Origin of the sequence: Amycolatopsis thailandensis (assembly GCF_002234405.1) — a bacterium.
Lineage (GTDB): Bacteria > Actinomycetota > Actinomycetes > Mycobacteriales > Pseudonocardiaceae > Amycolatopsis > Amycolatopsis thailandensis.
Map to the genome: position 1 here is coordinate 1 of NZ_NMQT01000102.1, position 16,263 is coordinate 16,263.

Annotated in this window: 17 protein-coding genes; 7 read left to right on the forward strand and 10 right to left on the reverse strand. The window is 66.1% G+C overall.

Going from position 1 to position 16,263, the window contains the following annotated elements:
• Nucleotides 1–342 precede the first annotated feature (342 nt).
• The gene (locus tag CFP71_RS27770; protein ID WP_093936894.1) at nt 343–837 is read left to right on the forward strand and encodes a beta-class carbonic anhydrase; all 495 of its coding nucleotides are present in this window, start codon (nt 343–345) and stop codon (nt 835–837) included.
• On the opposite strand, the gene CFP71_RS27775 is transcribed toward CFP71_RS27770, so the two are convergent.
• A complete protein-coding gene (locus CFP71_RS27775; protein WP_093936895.1) occupies nt 824–1,609 on the reverse strand; it encodes an SDR family oxidoreductase in 786 nt (261 codons plus the stop codon). The two genes, CFP71_RS27770 and CFP71_RS27775, sit on opposite strands and share 14 nt — an antisense overlap.
• Nucleotides 1,606–2,358 carry an SDR family oxidoreductase gene (locus CFP71_RS27780; protein ID WP_093936896.1) on the reverse strand — a complete coding sequence of 251 codons (753 nt, stop codon included), beginning with the start codon at nt 2,356–2,358 and terminating at the stop codon, nt 1,606–1,608. Before CFP71_RS27780 ends, CFP71_RS27775 begins: the two co-directional genes overlap by 4 nt.
• Nucleotides 2,359–2,496: 138 nt before the next feature.
• Between CFP71_RS27780 and CFP71_RS27785 the strand changes: the two genes are divergently transcribed.
• A complete protein-coding gene (locus CFP71_RS27785; RefSeq protein ID WP_093936897.1) occupies nt 2,497–3,111 on the forward strand; it encodes a TetR/AcrR family transcriptional regulator in 615 nt (204 codons plus the stop codon).
• 615 nt (nt 3,112–3,726) lie between these two features.
• Here the strand turns inward: CFP71_RS27785 and CFP71_RS27790 are convergent.
• From CFP71_RS27790 to CFP71_RS44305, 7 genes are all read right to left on the reverse strand, one after another.
• Entirely contained in the window at nt 3,727–4,353 is a 627-nt protein-coding gene (locus CFP71_RS27790; RefSeq protein WP_093936898.1) for a PIN domain-containing protein, read from the reverse strand.
• Nucleotides 4,350–5,201, reverse strand: a complete 852-nt coding sequence (locus CFP71_RS27795; RefSeq protein ID WP_093936899.1) for an ImmA/IrrE family metallo-endopeptidase — start codon at nt 5,199–5,201, stop codon at nt 4,350–4,352. Before CFP71_RS27795 ends, CFP71_RS27790 begins: the two co-directional genes overlap by 4 nt.
• A 14-nt stretch (nt 5,202–5,215) precedes the next feature.
• A complete protein-coding gene (locus CFP71_RS27800; RefSeq protein WP_093936900.1) occupies nt 5,216–5,548 on the reverse strand; it encodes a helix-turn-helix domain-containing protein in 333 nt (110 codons plus the stop codon).
• A 390-nt stretch (nt 5,549–5,938) separates the two neighbouring features.
• Complete coding sequence (locus CFP71_RS27805; RefSeq protein ID WP_143267174.1) at nt 5,939–7,276, reverse strand: hypothetical protein; 1,338 nt, start codon at nt 7,274–7,276, stop codon at nt 5,939–5,941.
• Nucleotides 7,277–7,503: 227 nt separating this feature from the next.
• Complete coding sequence (locus tag CFP71_RS27810) at nt 7,504–8,415, reverse strand: hypothetical protein (protein WP_143267175.1); 912 nt, start codon at nt 8,413–8,415, stop codon at nt 7,504–7,506.
• Nucleotides 8,416–8,624: 209 nt separating this feature from the next.
• Nucleotides 8,625–9,080, reverse strand: a complete 456-nt coding sequence (locus tag CFP71_RS27815) for a hypothetical protein (protein ID WP_143267176.1) — start codon at nt 9,078–9,080, stop codon at nt 8,625–8,627.
• A 116-nt stretch (nt 9,081–9,196) separates the two neighbouring features.
• Complete coding sequence (locus CFP71_RS44305; protein WP_167406301.1) at nt 9,197–9,370, reverse strand: hypothetical protein; 174 nt, start codon at nt 9,368–9,370, stop codon at nt 9,197–9,199.
• 1,020 nt (nt 9,371–10,390) lie between these two features.
• Between CFP71_RS44305 and ligD the strand changes: the two genes are divergently transcribed.
• A complete protein-coding gene (gene ligD, locus CFP71_RS27830; RefSeq protein WP_244199856.1) occupies nt 10,391–12,415 on the forward strand; it encodes a DNA ligase D in 2,025 nt (674 codons plus the stop codon).
• Nucleotides 12,416–12,739: 324 nt separating this feature from the next.
• Here the strand turns inward: ligD and CFP71_RS27835 are convergent, their stop codons facing one another.
• Nucleotides 12,740–13,264 (reverse strand): DUF2199 domain-containing protein, encoded by a 525-nt coding sequence (locus CFP71_RS27835; RefSeq protein WP_093936907.1) that lies wholly within the window; start codon nt 13,262–13,264, stop codon nt 12,740–12,742.
• Between the two features lie 262 nt (nt 13,265–13,526).
• On the opposite strand from CFP71_RS27835, the gene CFP71_RS27840 reads away from it, so the two are divergent.
• The 4 genes from CFP71_RS27840 (at nt 13,527) to CFP71_RS27855 (ending at nt 16,243) form a co-directional block, all read left to right on the forward strand.
• The gene (locus CFP71_RS27840; protein WP_143267177.1) at nt 13,527–14,051 is read left to right on the forward strand and encodes a hypothetical protein; all 525 of its coding nucleotides are present in this window, start codon (nt 13,527–13,529) and stop codon (nt 14,049–14,051) included.
• 102 nt (nt 14,052–14,153) lie between these two features.
• Entirely contained in the window at nt 14,154–15,380 is a 1,227-nt protein-coding gene (locus CFP71_RS27845) for a recombinase family protein (protein WP_093936909.1), read from the forward strand.
• Complete coding sequence (locus CFP71_RS27850; protein ID WP_093936910.1) at nt 15,377–15,748, forward strand: hypothetical protein; 372 nt, start codon at nt 15,377–15,379, stop codon at nt 15,746–15,748. The genes CFP71_RS27845 and CFP71_RS27850 overlap by 4 nt, the downstream gene beginning before the upstream one ends.
• Nucleotides 15,749–15,880: 132 nt before the next feature.
• The gene (locus tag CFP71_RS27855; RefSeq protein WP_093936911.1) at nt 15,881–16,243 is read left to right on the forward strand and encodes a hypothetical protein; all 363 of its coding nucleotides are present in this window, start codon (nt 15,881–15,883) and stop codon (nt 16,241–16,243) included.
• Nucleotides 16,244–16,263 lie beyond the last annotated feature (20 nt).

The following is a 16,263-nucleotide window of genomic DNA, read 5'->3' on the forward strand; positions in this document are numbered from 1 at the left end:
TGCGTCTAGCGCAAGCAAGGGGGCCTTCATGTACCTCACAAGGCGCGAAGGTCGAGTTCACTCGGCTCAGCCGAGGGAAGGGGGCCTTCACGCGCAGCTGCCGTAACTACTGATGCGTGCGGTGCGAACGTGGCGATCACCGATTCCGTGAAGGCCTCCTTGAGGGACTCTGAGTCCCTCAAGGAGGCCTTCACGGACCAGACCAGCGACCGACCGCGGCCAGAACCCAGGAAGCCCTCAGAAAAGAAACCACCCGAACCCGCGTTCCCAGTTCATGGGCACGGTTGCGCATCCGTGCATCCCAACGGTCCACTCGTCGTTACGCCAACCGGAAGGAAGACCATGTCGGTCACCGACGAACTCCTGGCCAACAACGCCGACTACGCCGCGCGCTTTTCCGGACCACTCCCCTTGCCGCCCGCCAAACACGTCGCCGTGCTCGCCTGTATGGACGCCCGTATCAACGTCTACGGCGTCCTCGGCCTGCAAGAAGGCGAAGCGCACGTCATCCGCAACGCGGGCGGCGTCGTCACCGAAGACGAGATCCGTTCCCTCGCGATCAGCCAGCGACTGCTCGGCACGCGGGAAATCATCCTCATCCACCACACCGACTGCGGAATGCTGACCTTCACCGACGACGGCTTCAAGGAATCCATCCGGCAGGACGTCGGCGTCAAGCCGCCCTGGGCCGCCGAAGCGTTCAGCGATCTCGACGAGGACGTCCGTCAGTCGATCGAACGCATCAGGAACAGCCCGTTCATCCCCGAGAAGGATTCCGTCCGCGGCTTCGTCTTCGACGTGGCCACCGGGAAACTGAACGAGGTCACTCCCCGATGACCTGCTCCACCTTGCGCTGCAGTTTGTTCATCCCGCCGAGCCAGCGGTCGGTCTGCGTGGCCCGCGCGGCGTAATAGTCCGCCACCTCGGGATGCGGCAGCACCAGGAAGCGTCCGGCGGCGATGGCCTCGAACAACGCGTCGGCGACCTGCTCCGGCTGGATCGCCGACGCGCCCATCAGCAGTTCGCCCGCGGGACCGGTGTTCTCCAGCATCGCCGTCCGCACGCCTTGCGGGCAGATCGCCTGCACGGTGATCCCGCGGTGCCGGTACGTCGCCGACAGCCATTCGGCGAAGGCGAGCGCACCGTGTTTGGTCACCGAGTACGACGCCGAGCCGAGACTGGTCAGCAAGCCCGCCGCCGACACCGTCGAAATGAAGTGCCCGCGACCGCGTTCGAGCCACGCCGGCAGCAACAGCCTCGACGCCCGCACGTGCGCCATCACGTTGACGTCCCAGATCCGCGCCCAGTCCTCCTCCGGCGCGTCCACGCCGCCCATCGGCGCGATCCCGGCGTTGGCGCAGAAGACGTCGATCTCGCCGAGGGTTTCGCGAGCGGCCGCGATCAGCGACGCGACACCCGCTTCGCTCGCGGCGTCACCGGCCACGGCGGTCCCGCCGATCTCCTTCGCGACTTCGGCCGCGGCGTCCCCGTTCAGGTCGCCGACGACCACCCGGGCGCCCTCGGCGGCGAACCGGCGGGCGAGGACGGCACCGATGCCGCCCCCGCCGCCGGTGACGACGACACCGGCCCCGGAGAACGACGCGGTCACAGGCCACCCGCCAGCGTCACGCCGCCGTCGAGGACGACCGTCTGCCCGGTGATCCAGCCCGACTCCTCCGAAAGCAGGAACGACACCGCGCCCGCGATGTCCGCCGGGACGCCGAGCCGCTTCATCGGGTACGACTCCGACACCTCTTCTTCGCGGCCTTCGTACAGCGCGGTCGCGAACTTGGTCTTGACCACGGCCGGCGCGACGGCGTTCACCCGGATCTTCGGGCCCAGCTCGAAGCCGAGTTCCTTGGTGAGCCGGATCAGCGCGGCCTTGCTGACGCCGTACATACCGATCCCGGGCGACGCGCCGAGCCCGGCGATGGACGCGACGTTCACCACCGCGCCGCCGTGCTCCCCCATCCACGCGTCCCGCGCCCGGCGAGTCCACGAAAGCGGCGCGAGCACGTTGACGGCGAAGATCTTCGCGGCGGCACCGGGGTCGATGTCCAGGGTCGGCCCGAACACCGGGTTGATGCCGGTGTTGTTGACCAGCATGTCGAGGCGGCCGAAGGTCTCGATCGTCTTGGCGACGGCCTCGTCCTGGTGCTCGACGTCGTCGGCCTTGCCGGGGACGGCGATCGCGACCGCCTCGCCACCCAGTTCGGCCACGGCCTCGGCCAGCGGCTCCGGCTTGCGCGCGGTGATGCACACCTTCGCCCCGCGCTCGACCAGGTCCTTGGCGATCCAGAGGCCGATACCCCGGCTCGCGCCGGTGACGATCGCGACGCGATCCTTGAACGAGTTCACTCTTCGATCTCCTCTGTGTTCACCAACGAGTGTTCACCCACGAGCGCAGTCACTAAGCGAGCGCTCACTTACAATGGGAAGGTCCGAAGGTGGTGTCAAGCCCACCATCGGCGTACGAGCGTCTGGGAGGATCTGCGGATGACCATGTCGCTGTCGGCCGAACTGTGGCCCGACGTCCAGCCGGAGACGGCACGCCGACTGATGCTGGCCGGGGTCGAGTCGTTCGCTCGGCGCGGCTATCACGCGACCACGACCCGGGACATCGCCTCGGCGGCCGGCATGAGCCCCGCGGCGCTGTACGTGCACTTCCCGTCCAAGGCCGCGCTGCTGTTCGCGATCTCGAAGTACGGCCACGAGCAGACACTCTCCCTGGTCGAGAGCGTCGTGGCACGCGAGACCGACCCGGTCGAGCGGATCCGGCTGCTGGTCGAGGACTTCGTGGCCTGGCACGCGCGGCGGCACACCGTGGCCCGCGTGGTGCAGTACGAACTGCACGCGCTGCCGGACGAGGAGTTCGAGATCGTCGCGAAACTGCGCCGCCGCATCGAGCAGGTCGTGCGCGAGGTCATCACCGAAGGCTCGCGAGTGGGCGTCTTCACCGTCGGCGACCCGCACACCGCCGCCCGCGCCGTACTCTCGCTCGGCGTCGACGTCTCCCGCTGGTACAGCGACCGCGCCCGCCAGACCCCGAAGAAGCTGGGCCAGGAGTACAGCGAGCTGGTGCTGCGCATGCTCGGCACGAAACTCTCCTGACCAGTACTGATCGACCTCCGTCGGCGCTACCGCCACCAGAGTGACATACCAACTGGTCGGTATCGAGAATTACCCGTTGAGACGTTGACCACATACTAAGCGGTTGTTAACTTGCCCGGACCGCACCGCCGCAGCAGCGCCGAGCGAAGGGCACACCGATGGCCGAGAGCGCACCGAACGTCCCCGGAACAGCATCTGAACCGACGATCACCGTGACCCAGCGCCGCAGGGCCGCCACCGCCGCGGCACTCGCGTCATCGGTCGAGTGGTACGACTACTAAATCGGCAAGGCTGTGACCAGGGGCTTTACACACCCGCACCTATTCTGACCTGCTCAAACACGCTCATGGGTACTCAATGAGACTCACTCTGATTCGACCTGCGACGGCCTGGCGACGGCCTGGGCGCCACCGCCTCACGGGATCACCAAGCCGTCCAAGGCTGCAGATTACGCAACCGAATCATGACCTACAGGAACGACCTCACCGTCGACCGCATCCGTCAGGGTCGTGACAGACAGTGTCAGAAGGCTGCACGGGCAGGGCTGTGGCGGTTCGGGGTTCCTGATTCCCGGCGGGCGCAGCTTGAGGTCGATCCGGTCCAGCACCGGCAGCGTCAAACTGACGGTGGCGTCCACAATTTTTGGGAGAGCAGTTCGGTTCGCTCGATCGGCACCAGACCGTCGTCGAGTCCACGCAACCGCCTGTACAGATCGCGCATTTCACCACGATCTGCGATCAGGTTCTGACGAACCGCCAGCTCCAGAACCGTGGTGGTATTCATCAAGATGAGTGAGCCCACCTCGTCGCCGCGATCGCGCATGCGCTGGAGACGGGCTCGTTCGAACTCGGCCGTCTTTGCACCGTTGCCGTCGTCGATGAGGACGCGAACGTCGTCGCCGGATTCAGCTTCCACAACTGCGTGAGCGACCACCATCAGCTCACCCAGGTCTTTACGCTGTCGAAGACGCTGGCTCATCGGCAAACTCGTGATCCGCTGAACTACCTGCTCCAACTGCGGTGTCGGATTATCGGGCAGAACCTCGATCAACTTCTGCGGAAGCTTCCTCCACACAGTCGCAGCCGGGGCAAAACGTTGGTCGCGCGATGCCTTACCCAACACTTCGTCCTGGACGCTCTCCGGCGCAGCGAGCGGACCCACGACCTGAAACAGCAATCGTTCACGACGAACGGAGAAGAAGTTCAGGCTCGGGCCAGCATCAATGATCGGCCGATGGCTCATTCGGCCCCGCGGTTGTCCGACTCATCCAACGCACCGAGGATGGCGTCCAGTTCGGCGTGGTCGACCTCCACGATGGGTAGATCAGCAGGATCAGCCCACGTCACAGGTCTATTTGCAGAAACGACACCAGCGGCCTGCAAATCGTCCTCGACTTCGGCCAGCGGAGCGCCGCGCAACGTGGCGATCGCCTGCGCCGACACCACGGACTCGGCGTAGCCCCTGATTGCGCGAGCAAGTAGGCGCTGCGGCGCCCGTCGATGATTAGCTTCGTCTTGCAAAGCCCGGTACTGATCACTCCACCCGAACCGAGTGGCCAGCTCAGGCGTGGTCACATGTATCCACTCCCGCTTGGTCGCAATATCGATGTGCCCGCCCTCGCACAGCTGGATGGCCGCCAACGCCGGTGAGACGAGGAAGCGCTGTACCACGGCCGACAACGTCGCGTGTGAGATCGGGCCGTGTTCGGCCAGGAAGTCAGCCAAACCTGCAAGCGGGACCAGTAGATGTCGAGCGAACACGTCGGCCCGCCGCTCCACGTCATCTCGAACTCCCCATTTGACGTCTCGGGGTTCCACCCAGTCGCCGAAGATCACATGGCCTAGCTCGTGACCGAGGTTGCTGCGCTGGCGCATCGGACGTTGGCTGCGCGCAACACCGATGAACACGACACCACGCTGCGGGTCGCGCATCGTCAGGCCGTGTTCGTCGGGTCCCGCATCCAACACTGCGACATCGAAGCCTGTCGTCTGCTCTATTAGCGCTACCAGGTCACCTAACGGCTGGACGCCCAGGCGATACGTGGCACGGAACTCCTCGGCCGCGACGCGGCCTTCAGCTTCGGCATCCATCTCGTGTCAGCCAGTCACACGGTCGCCGGAACAGCCTGGTCATCCAGGTAGGCGTCCAGTTCCAGGAAGTGCAGCAGTGCTGTGCGCATCTCCTGCATGTCCGATTCGTTCGTCGATCGTGGGGCGCACTGCACCCGATCAGCCAAGGTCCCCGTGCCGGTCAGCTCAGCGATGGTATGGCCAGTGGCCTGAGCGATCGCTGCTATCTCTGGCAGTTTCGCGTCCCTGTCGCCGGCGACAATCCGCGACAACGTCGGCTGCGAGATACCCGTCGACGCCGCGACGGCGCGCTGGGAGAGATCTGCTTGCTTGAGGGCGCGTTCGATCAGCATGCCGACGTTGGCCATCGCAGCACTCCAATCTGTGAATCAGGACCCGGTTCCGTGATTCAGCATAGTCGTCAACGGCCCTTGAGGCCACCTGAACTGTGGTGGAAGGCACCACAGTTCAGTTACAAACCATGCTCATCTTCACCCCCTGCAACTTCGGCCCAGGAGGGACAGTGACAGTTGTTATACACGCCACACAAAGACCGCATCCGTCGTTGTCGTGCGGTCCGAGCGGGTGGTATCGGTCGCAGAACGCACCCTTTCCAGGGGCCGGCAGGCTGACCTTGTTGGCGGCGAAGCCGCACTGGGGCAGTTGAGCCGCAACAGCTCGCTGCACGACGCCCTCGCTGAGAAATCCGGAGGGAGGCGGGCAGCTCCGGGCCCGGCACGAGGGTGATGTCGACGGTTCTAGTAGCGATCCCAGCGGATGGGCTTGCGCTTCGCTGCGATCAGAGTGGCGCGGTCGAGCATGATTCCGTCACCAGTGGCGTGTTTGGTCAGGCTGCTGATGGCTGTTCCCAGCTCGTGTCGTTTGCCGGGCGCGGTGATGTCCTCGAGGAGTGTTTCGATCGTGGCGGCAAGGGCTCCGGGGCCGGTGCCGCCGTATCCCCAGGCGTGGCCGCTGACGTGTTCAGGGACGGGCATGAGGTAGAGCGTGCCGCTTGTCGTCCGGACCCAGGCGGTTCCTTCGAGGATGACGACGGCGAGGTCGTCGGTGGTGGGCAGACGTTCGGGGATCAGAGTGACCACCCTGGTGACGCCGAGTCCGTAGGCGCTGGTCTGCTCGACTACTGGCGCACCAGTCGCCGGGTCTTCAAGATACCGAAATCGGTCGGTGCTACGCCGATCCTCAATCCGCTGATGTCCCGCTGTGCGGAGACTCGGTTGCAACGTGGCCAGCCACTCGTGGACGACCGAGTGGCCTAGGTCGTCGCGGAAGCGTTGCAGCTCGTCATTGTGAAAACTGGCGATGTGGGTGTAGGGAAAACACCGGCAGCTGTCGAGGACGTAGCCGATGTCGACACATTCCGCTGCGAGTTCGTCGGTGCGGTGAAACAGATCCATCCAAGCCGCTCGGCGATCTTGCTCAGGGACACGACGATCGTCATAGCCGCGGTCGATGACGGTGGCGGGCCGCGCGGCGATGGTGAGACAGTAGTCGACGTCAAGCTTCTCGATCTCGGCGACGGCCGCTTCAGTGTGGCGGATCGAAGCGCCGAGCCGGGCATGACCGAGGTCGATCAAGGTCCGGGCGACCACACTGTTCGGGTCGTTCTCCATGGCCGCGGTAGTGTAAAGCGCGGCGACGTCATGGTCGGGGACCACAGGCAGCGCGACCGCAGAAACCGCACCCGGACGCCATTGCTCGAGTAGATCCCGGCGGCGCAGCAGCGGCGGAAAGAACGGGATGGGCTGACCCAGGAACGATGCCAGCTGACGCCATGTGGTCATCGTGTCGCGGTCCAGCTGCACCGGCGGCATGTCCGGATAGTGCACCTCCAGCGTCGGCAGCTCCTCCTCGACCTGCATATTGACCCATGTCGTGACCTTGACGAGCACATACGGATACGGGAACGGCAGCTCGTCGTCGGTACACACGATGCCCGCGTTGAAATTCTGCCCGGTCCCATACGCGATGACCACGACGCCCGCGCAGGACGACCACGCCAGGTAAGTGAGCGCGCCGTCGCCATGCCGGGCACCGAGATACCGGGCAGCGCTACGAGCCGGCCGCTGATGCTCCAACGGGACCCGGCTGGCGAAGCGGCGACTGCGGGTACCAGCTGCCCACCGGATCACCTCACTGCTCGTCCAGAGTCCGTCGACGGGTTCCGGAAACCCCGGTCTCGCGACAAGTCGGGTTGTCTCACCTGCGGACAGGTCGAACCACGCGGCGACGTCAGCACTGTCCACCCACCTCGTGGTCGCTGTGGCAGTAGCATCAGGCAGGTCGACGTCCGAAATTTGGCCCGTCATGTCGGTTTCGGTACGTGCGGCTGGGCAGGCATCGGCCGATAGTTGCCTGGGCCGATTACCTGGAAAAGGTCGTCACCCACCGGTATGGAATCGGCCGTGACGCGGTCCCTGAAGCCTGGAGGCCACTGGGTAGTCGAGGACCACACAAGCCCTATGAGCGGCGCACTGTCCAAGTCCACGTTCCGCAGGTCCGCGCCGACCACGTTATGAAGCAGCGTGCGTACCGTGTCCAGTCTGGCACTCAGGTAGCCAAGCTCGGTCAGGGTCACCGGCTCGGCGTACACGGGCCGGAGAATATGCAGCAGCGCATCGCTGAGATGGTCAGCGAACTGGCTAACAGGAGCGTTGTCGATCACCGAGACGTCGACGACCATAGGGATAAGACGGGACGCGGCGAACGGGCGGGCGTCGGTCTTCATACGAAGGTGCCTGCTCAACTCGAGCAAATCTCCGATGTCGACGAGATCGGCACGGATCTCCAAGCCACGCCGGATCGCGTGTAACGGCTCAAGGTCGATGTCCGCGGGAAACCCCAGCGTTCGCGCACGAGTGCGTTCGGCCTCCGTCGTTGCAACCAGGTACCGGACTACGATTCGTGCTTCCCTGTCCACGTCACGCGCCAGATCGCGCAAAGACTGGACGACGTCCTCCGCTAGCTCAGAATTCTGGCTCGTCGCCACCTGCTCCAGGCCCATTCCCAGCTTGACTACCGCCATGTAAAGGTTCGCTGCTGCGGCGAGCGTGTCGAGAAGGTCCGCAGGTAGAAAGCGACGGGTCTCCACCCGCTGCCGGGCTGGGAGCCGACGAAGCATCTCAGCCAGTTCGACCAGCGCGTCGGAGACGGCGCCCATCATCGCATCGCCGACGGTGAACGCCTCTACAACCACCTGAGACGTGGGTGACAGCACCTGGTGTTCCTCGTCTGAGCCGGTCTCAGCGGCGGAGCGCGCGACCCGCTCACGACCAGGTCCCCTCATCGACGACCCGCCATCATCCCGGTGCAGCGCGAGTGTGAGCCTCCGGCCGAAAGTGTGAGGTTCCCCAGGGCCGGGCTGGAACGCCGGAGTCCGCCTTGAGATCACCGCGATCACCTGGGCCATCAACGAACCGGGACGCATCAGGACGCCTCCCTGGGCTCCGGAGTGGACGTCACCTCACCAGGAAACGAGCCAAGATCGGATGCCTCCTCGCCGGTCTGGCCAACGGGGGCGGCCCCACCTGCGCCTGCGCCGGTGTTCACAGCCTGAGAGGTGTCCGGCTGATGCGGCAGCGGAACGAAAGCGAACAGATTTCCAGCGACAGCAGGTGCGGCAGCGCCGATGGCCAGAGCAGGCAGCGAATCCGTGATCTGGCCTGAAAGCGCGGCGCCAAGCACGCCACCGACGGCGAGTCGGACTACCTCACCGATGAAATAACCCAGTGGGCCCGCGGCCGTCGTTCCGATGTCGGTTTCGGGTCGCGGGTCAACTTGCCACGGCCACAGGCGATGCCGTCGTAGCACGGCCGCGAACTCCAGCCCCTCTACTACGAACCCGCCCGCCAGCGCCCACAGCGCCGCCTGCCACCACAACACCGCGCCCAAGATAGAGGCGAACACATCAGACGCAAAGACTGCTCATCCAAATGGCCCCTTCCGGAGACTCTCATCAGGAGTAGCTGGTCCATCCACGCCGCCGGCGCTTCCCTAGATCAGGTCATTTCAACCACCGGCCGACGGCTTGATCTGGGATAAATGCTGGCCACATCCAGCAACGTCCGCGCGATCCCCTCCAGTTCGGGGCGATCGGCCTGCTTCACCGACAACGACCACGTCGTGGCCACCGTGGGCCGGTGCTCGTCGGACAACCCGTCGTGCTCGGGCAACTCTGACACCAAGCTCCGCCGGCGATTCGCCCAACGGGCGCGCGGTAATCGGCGCAGGACAACCACGGTCCACCATGTACGCGCCCACGTTGTGCCGACGCCAACGGCACGCACCCCAGCTCCGCCACCAACTCAGCGGCGCCCTCTGTCAAACGCTGCTGTTCGCTCAACGCGGCACAAAGCTACGCCTCGGCCTCTTCCAGAGTGAACACATCCACCTCAATCAGGCAGCTGGCAAGCTCTCGCAACGCGGCGTCACAACGCCGCGTGGTCACCACCCGCCCACTGGCGGTGGACGGCGGCCGCATCAGCAGCCCACTGCTGCTCGGCGTAGTCCAGTGCGACCTGCGGCTTACCCACCCCACCCAAACCCGACGCCACACCGGTATCGATACGCGACGGCCCTGCCGGCACCGAAGCGTCCCCACGCTCCAGGACTTGCCCCATTGCAGTGTCGCCCCTGGCCGGCGCTGAAAGGCCGCCGCCAGCAGCGGCGGGACACCTGAACGGAGCGGCGAAGTCACGACTGGGCGACCCTGGAGGTGGAAGCGGACGCTAGCCTCGCCCGCGATTCCTCGTGGACCCAGTATCCCGGGACCGTCATCACCGGAAGCAATAGTCGACCCAATACTTAGAACAGTGGCTCTATAAGGCACCGAGTACTGGGTGGCGGTGCTGTCGTCAGCACCGCCACCCAGCCGGGTACCCACCCAGCCCAAGGAAGTCTCGGGCGCGGGGATCATCGCATCCAGCACCGACAATCCTGGCAGGTTCGCCGCCACCCCACGCCGGCAGAATCCACGCACCGTGCGTCCGCCACGGACATGGTGTCCGCCAAATTCTTTGTTCATTGCTGGTCAGGTGATGTTCGATGTGGACAGTCAAGAGGCGGGACTGCGCCATTCGGGGGACGATGACGATGGTGATGAAAAGTCACCCGCCAGCTGATCGAGGGGAGGTGCGGGGATGGCGTGTAAGCCACGTCGCGAGAACTCCCTGGCACCTGGTTGGGTAGAGCCGATGCTGGCCAAGCCCGACGGCGGGCGTCTTCGGGAGGGCCCGGATTGGGTGTATGAGTACAAGCTCGACGGCTACCGCACCGCGATGCGGATCGCCCCGGACGGCACGACCCGGCTGACCAGCCGCAATGGCATCGACTTCACCAGCGAGTTCGCCGACCTCACCGGTGTTCTGGCCCCTGCCCTCGAGGGCCGGGCCGCGGTACTGGATGGGGAGATCGTCGTCTACAACCACGCTGGCCAGCCCGACTTCGGGCTCCTGCAGGAGCGCCGCGGCCGGTACCAGACCCATCGCAGCTCGGTTCGCCGTGACGAGCCCTTCGAGGATCTGTCGGTCCGCTTTCTGGCGTTCGACCTGCTGCAGCTCGGCGACGAGTCCCTGTTGCGGGCGCCGTACGACGACCGCCGCCGGCAGCTGGACGGGTTGCCGATGCCGGACCCGTACCGCGTCGCGGTGGTGCGCGCGTTCACGTTCACGGAGCTGGACGCCGATCGCCGGACCGTCGACGATCTGCTGGCCCATGTCGCCGCATCGGGGCACGAGGGCCTGGTCGCGAAGAACCGCCGCGCGCCCTATACCCCCGGCAAACGCACCGACGTCTGGCTCAAACATCCTCTAGTCCAGACGGCCGAAGTGATCATCTGCGGCTATCGGCCCGGCCAGGGACGTCTACGCGGAAGGATGGGCGGGCTGCTGCTCGGCGCCCACGACCCCGACACCGGTGATCTCGTGTACATCGGCGACGTCGGGACTGGGTTCACCGAAGCCGAACGAGCCCGCCTGCAAACCCGGCTCGACTCCCTCGAACGGAAACAGCACCCGTTCGCCGTCGAGCCGCCACGCGCGGACACCGTGCGGGCGCGCTGGGTGGAACCGGTCCTGGTGGGCGAGGTGGTGTTCCGGCAGTTCACCCGCGGCGCCGGCCGTCTACGGCACACCGCCTGGCGCGGACTGCGGGAAGACAAACGACCCAGCGACGTCTCGGCCCCGCGACGACGAGACTCTGCCGCCGCCGAGCCCCGCACCAGGACAGCCTCCCGTGTCCCAGTGCGTACAGGCGACCAAGACCAAGGAACGGCACAGCCCGTAGCAGAAGAACGGACCTCGGCGAGGCCTGTCGGCGGGGCGAAGATCACTGTTCAAGCCGGTGCCCGACGACTCACACTGTCCAATCTGGACAAGCCCTTGTACCCAGATGGGTTCACCAAGGGCGAGGTCATCAACTACTACTCCCGCATCGCACCGGTCTTGCTGCCGCACCTGGCCGGGCGCCCGGTAACGTTCATCCGATACCCCGACGGCGTCGGCGGTGAGCAGTTCTTCGAGAAGAACGTCCCCCGCGGCGCCCCAGAATGGCTGTCGACCGTCCGGATCGCGCGCAGCGGAACACGCGGCTCGACCGAGCCGATCACCTATCCGTTGATCGACGAACTCGCCGCCGTGGTGTGGGCGGCGAACATGGCCGCCCTCGAACTCCACGTTCCACAATGGACCATCGACACAGCTGGAGTCCGGCGGCCACCGGACCGGCTGGTCTTCGACCTCGACCCCGGGCCCGACACATCGATCGTGCACTGCTGCCGCGTCGCCGAACGACTCCACGACGCACTCGCCGACGACGGCTTAACAACGTTGGCGAAGACGTCAGGGGCGAAAGGCATGCAGCTCTACTGCGCCATCACCACCGACGACCCCGCAGCCCCGTCCGCCTACGCCAAGAAACTCGCCCAGCGCCTGGCCCGGGAAACACCAGACCAAGTGACCGCAGTGATGGCCAAAGCCCAGCGGACCGGACGAGTGTTCATCGACTGGTCCCAGAACAACCCCGCCAAAACCACCATCGCCCCCTACTCACTACGCGGCCGCGACCACCCCACCGTCTCCACCCCGATCACCTGGGACGAAGTCCGCACCTGCCGCCGACCAGCACAACTGTCATTCACCGCCGACGACGTCCTCGACCGCGTCAACGACAACGGCGACCTGCTCGCCAACCTGCACACCGCACGAGCGGCTCTCCCCTAGACCAGGCACAAACCTAGCGACCGCACTGATCACCGTCTGGACACCTGCTCACTCGACGACAACCCTGCCGCGGACGGCCACACGGCCCGGAAATTCCCATGCTTGATCATGGCTCTCCCCACCCTGATCAAGCAGCGTGAAACGGATCTTCGTAAGGAGCTGATTGAAGGCCTCGCCTCGCCGCCCCGGCTGGGGACCGTCGTCGAGGTTGCGCGGTCCACACACTCGCGTATGCCGTGCTCGACCGCGACGATACTGAGATCGCGGCGGTTACCGGCAAGCCGACGAGTATCACGGTCACTCGGGCGCGGTCCGGCAGCCTCGTCACGACGACGCCGGCCCTCCGGGGTGCAGCAGGCGTTCAGCGATGTCTTGGACACGGGCCAGGGTGATACCGGCTCGTTGCTCGACGGCCAACGGATGCCCCGTGGGCTCCAGTTCGACGGTGGGACGGGTGCCGATGGCCTGGCTGTGCACCATCGTCTTCAAGTTCAGCGTCGTCGGTTCGTAGAGGGGCAACTCGGTGGACAACCAGCCGAAGTACGACGGCTCGTCCACCCGTCCCGGTTCAGTCCACCATGTGGTCATCCGGTCGAAGCTGGGCTCGCTGAGCGACACCCACACACTCCACTCGAACTCCTCCTCGGCGTCCACTACCGGCAGGAGTAGACGTGCGCGGACGAAGAAGTGTTCCCCGCCGATCACACAGTGCTCGTCACCGAGAACGCTGCCAGGACTGCCCTCGAAGCTCTCCTGCCAGTAGCTCGGCGCCAGCGAGCCATAGGAGAAGGGCAGGCCAGCGTGTCGCTGCCCGCAGCACGAGCACCGAAACCCCAGCTCGACTGACATGGCTGACAGCGTATCCGCACGTGCCTGTCGCTCATCGAGCGAGCCGGGCCGACACTGAGCCACGGCCCCGCACGCGCCGCCACCCGCACAACGGCCTGCATACGACGATGTCAGCTAGGTAGACCAGGACGACGACACGCACCGGGCCACGCCTGTAATCGTGACTACAGTAACCTGTAGTCACGATTACAGTTTTCTGTCGTTGCGAGCGCCAAAGCTGGTGGTGAGGGTGGTGTTGTCGGTGGCTGCGTGGCAGGCCCCGTTGCGTCGCGCTCTAGACGAGATCGAGCACGAGCGGGCCGAGACGTTGCCCCTGCGGCGTGCCGAGGCTGTGGAGCGGGCGGTCGCGATGGCGGGGCGAGGTGGGCGGACGGCGGTCGCGGAGTTCCTCGGCCTCGGCGTCAACACGATCGATAAAATGTTGCACCTGGCCCGCAGTGGCCCTGCGGTCATGGTGCGCTCCCTGCCGCCGGGCACGTTCCGCCGCCTGCTCGCAGCCGAGGTGTCAGAGGTCGCACCCCTGGCGCGATCGCAGTGGGGGGCGCTGGCGTGGCTGATACGTGGGATCGCGTTCGACGAGATGTGGATCGATGCCCCGGGCGTGCTGCTGGCTGAGGAGGTCGAGGACGCGGACCTGGATGCCGGGTTCGCCCCGGCGCGCATCGCGGCGGCCTGCCGGAGCTGGAGCCGGGTACAGGCCCTCGCCGTGATCGACTGCTGCCTGCGGTCCGACCTCGACCCGCTCCCCACCTCGACCGAACCCGGAGCGGCCGGCGCCAACGACTGATCACCTCGGCGAGCGTCGAGACACTTTTCGGCTCCACCACAACGATCCCGCGTCTCGGCGGCCCGCCGCAACGCACGTCGGTCCCACATTCCAAGGAAGGGCATGACCGTACAGTTCTCGCCGTTCAGGCCACCGATCGACCTGTCCGACCTGCCGAACTTCACGCAATCGCGTCAGCGCCCCCGGCGTGCGGTGTTCGTCGGCCGTGTGTCCACTAAGGACAATCAGAACCCGGCGACGTCCATCCCTCGGCAGGTGCTGTATGCCTCCGCGCGGTTGGAGGAGGGCGAGGAGTTCGCCGCCTACTTCTGGGACGTGGAGTCCGGAATGCTCCCTCCACAGTTGCGTGGCTTGGGTTCCCAGGACATGTACGACGCGCTGGATGTGCCCGTCCGCCGCGACGGGGGCCTGCAGGATCTGGTCGAGCGGGCCGAGCCGATGGGGGTGACCCACGTGCTGGCGGAGCGTTCCGACCGGCTCGCCCGTGCCATGCTGACCAGCCTGGTTGTGGAGCACGAGCTCGAGCAACTCGGCGTCGAGGTGGTGTATGCCAACGAGCCGTCGGGAGGGACCGAGTCGGGCAGGCTCCGCACACGCCGATACGGGCAGGTTGAGGCCGAGATCTACCGGACCACCATGCTGGAGATGTCGATGGGCGGTCAGGTCCAGCACGCGGTCAACGGCTGGAATCACGGCTACCCGCCCTACCCCTACATCGCGGTCATCGACGAGACCTCCCCGCGGCAACAGGCCGGCCGGTTCGGCGAGGCACGCCCGAAGAAGAAGCTCGCTCCGCACCCTGACTCTCGCCGGTTCGACGCCGCCCGGGAACTGCATCGCCTGCGACGCGAGGAGCACCTCAAAGCGGCGGACATCATCAAGGTCCTGGCGGCGGACCCCGGCCGCTACCCGATCCCCCGCCGGTGGACGCACAACCTGGTGGAAGGGCTGATCGCGAACCCGAAACTGACCGGCTACCAGGTCTACAACCGCAAAGCCACCCGAACCGGCCGCCCCGGGATGTCCCGGCGCAATCCGCTCTCGGACTGGGTCTGGTCGCCTCGAGTCACCCACGAGCCTGTTATCAGCCTCGATGAGTGGAAAGCCGCCCAGGAAGTCACCGCCAGGCTGAAAGCCGGAGCGGCGGAGTACCTCTCGCTCCAGCACCTGCGGGCCGCGGTCAGCACACTCGGACTCACCGTCACGGTCGTCCGCGCCAGCGGCACGCACACGCTCTACCAGATCGGCGGCCGCCAGCTCGTCCTGCCGAGCCCCATCCCGGAACCGATCATCCAGCAAGTTGCCGACGACCTACGGGCCGCGCCATGAGCACGACCATCGAATGCCATGCCCGCCGACACGACGACATGTGGACAGCCAGCGTTCCCCAGCACAGCGTGTACGGATCGGGACGGACCCTGAAGGCGTTGCACGACGACCTCGTCCACGGGCTGGTGCTCCTGGGAGTGACGGTCCACGTCACGATCACCCCGGTCAGCCCCGAGCTCGACCGCCTGCGGCGCGCCGAGACCGCCTACGACACGGCACTGGCAGAGGCCGTGGCAGCGTTGGCCACCAAGGGCAGCACAGTCCGCGATACCGCCGAGGCGACCGGGGTGCCGATCGCCCGGGTGACAGCCCTCCAGGCCAGGCGGTCGGCTCCATTCACCCGCACCGGCAGGAAGCACACACCGTGAGACGGACAGGCAACTGCATCATCCTTGCGACCAAACGGCCCGTTTCGCTCGGTGGGCCCAAACCAGCCTGTGCACGTCGCGACGGCCACGGTGCGCGGTCTGCGGAATGGCGGCGGCAGTACCCTTGTCCGCATGGTGGCAGCTGACCAGCCGGACGATCCCGCGGGCGAACTCAAGCACCTGTTGGCGGTCCACACTGAACGCTTCGCCACCGAGCAGGCGGTAAAACACCTGCGCGAGGTGATCAAACTCGGCCGCACCGCCGACATCGCCGCCGGCGTGAACACCGCGATCGACGCGGTACAGCACCTCGCCACCCTAACTACCTCCTCCCCCGACGACACCACGTCCGCACGGCTGCAGGCCGTCCTGAACGAGCGCCAGGGCGCCTTCCAACGAGCTCATCAGCAAGGCGACGTCGACGGTGTCATCGGCCGCGGCGAGCTGGTCGGCGACGCGGTCATGAACTACGCGACCTTCCTGATCAACCTCTAGCCAGGCCCCGCAGACCCAGA

Coding starts and splice junctions, on each gene's coding strand:
- CFP71_RS27770 (WP_093936894.1), top strand. CDS start 343: ATGTCGGTCACCGACGAACTCCTGGCCAACAACGCCGACTACGCCGCG.
- CFP71_RS27785 (WP_093936897.1), top strand. CDS start 2,497: ATGACCATGTCGCTGTCGGCCGAACTGTGGCCCGACGTCCAGCCGGAG.
- CFP71_RS27790 (WP_093936898.1), bottom strand. CDS start 4,353: ATGAGCCATCGGCCGATCATTGATGCTGGCCCGAGCCTGAACTTCTTC.
- CFP71_RS27795 (WP_093936899.1), bottom strand. CDS start 5,201: ATGGATGCCGAAGCTGAAGGCCGCGTCGCGGCCGAGGAGTTCCGTGCC.
- CFP71_RS27800 (WP_093936900.1), bottom strand. CDS start 5,548: ATGGCCAACGTCGGCATGCTGATCGAACGCGCCCTCAAGCAAGCAGAT.
- ligD (WP_244199856.1), top strand. CDS start 10,391: ATGCTGGCCAAGCCCGACGGCGGGCGTCTTCGGGAGGGCCCGGATTGG.
- CFP71_RS27835 (WP_093936907.1), bottom strand. CDS start 13,264: ATGTCAGTCGAGCTGGGGTTTCGGTGCTCGTGCTGCGGGCAGCGACAC.
- CFP71_RS27845 (WP_093936909.1), top strand. CDS start 14,154: ATGACCGTACAGTTCTCGCCGTTCAGGCCACCGATCGACCTGTCCGAC.
- CFP71_RS27850 (WP_093936910.1), top strand. CDS start 15,377: ATGAGCACGACCATCGAATGCCATGCCCGCCGACACGACGACATGTGG.
- CFP71_RS27855 (WP_093936911.1), top strand. CDS start 15,881: ATGGTGGCAGCTGACCAGCCGGACGATCCCGCGGGCGAACTCAAGCAC.